We start from the raw sequence: 814 nt of genomic DNA, 5'->3' as shown, positions 1-814 counted from the left end.
CTTATAATTTTGATTGCAAACCTTTTATCGGCTTGTGCATTAGCACCAAAGCTAAAACAGCCCAATGATAGGAACCGCGTGCCTATTAATAAAACAATCCCTGCCGAAATCAAGCGAGGAGACAACGGAATCTCATAAACTGATTTATGAAATTAATAATGTAATGGTCAGTCTTTCTAAATATGTGAAAATTAAAAGGTATGAAATATGCAAAAGCTGATTATTATCATAGCGATTAGTGCTTTTTTTGGAACAACAAACTTAGCAAGAAGTAACACTCTTACTAAGCAAGGAGGAGGTCATAGCCGTTTTGCAGTTCCTAGTATAGGGTCAGGAGATCTCGATTCAAGCAACAATTATAAACCAAAACCACCAAAAGGCTATGAGCCACCACGTAAACTTCCACCCGATATTAAAATTGACCTTTCTAATTTGGGAACGATAAGAAATCGCGTACCGTCCAAACCTATTGGCTCTAAGCCATCTAACACACCTCCAGTATCTCCCACAGCTCAGGTACCTAAATCAACTTTCGTATCTGCTCCATCAGCAAAATATCTGGAGCTTACTAATCTATTAAAAAAAGGGGAAATTATTGAGCTCTTAAAAAAACAGCTTGAGTTGAAAAAAAAACAAATTTCACAAACAGAAAAAACCTATCAAGCTATAACAAAGAATCAGAAAACAAACCCAAAGCAAATAGACTTTTCTAGTTTTTTTCTCAAAGAACCAGAATTGCTCTATAAGAAGAATCTGCTTTTAAGGGAATCATATCAAAAGATATTGGAGGAAGAAAACAAAATTTCTGGGACTT

The 814-nt window shown here is 35.5% G+C and carries 1 protein-coding gene and 1 pseudogene; both read left to right on the top strand.

From position 1 onward, the window contains the following. The first annotated feature begins 3 nt into the window (after positions 1 to 3). Positions 4 to 138 (top strand): TrwH protein, encoded by a 135-nt coding sequence (locus ACFILZ_RS10005; protein WP_375655616.1) that lies wholly within the window; start codon positions 4 to 6, stop codon positions 136 to 138. Positions 139 to 207: 69 nt separating this feature from the next. Further along, positions 208 to 814, top strand: a pseudogene (locus tag ACFILZ_RS10000) (hypothetical protein); the annotation flags it as partial.

Origin of the sequence: Bartonella sp. AP40SXNS (assembly GCF_042195825.1) — a bacterium.
Taxonomy (GTDB): Bacteria; Pseudomonadota; Alphaproteobacteria; order Rhizobiales; family Rhizobiaceae; genus Bartonella.
The sequence above is the reverse complement of the archived record's forward strand: the minus strand, read 5'-3'. Positions and strand labels throughout refer to the sequence as shown.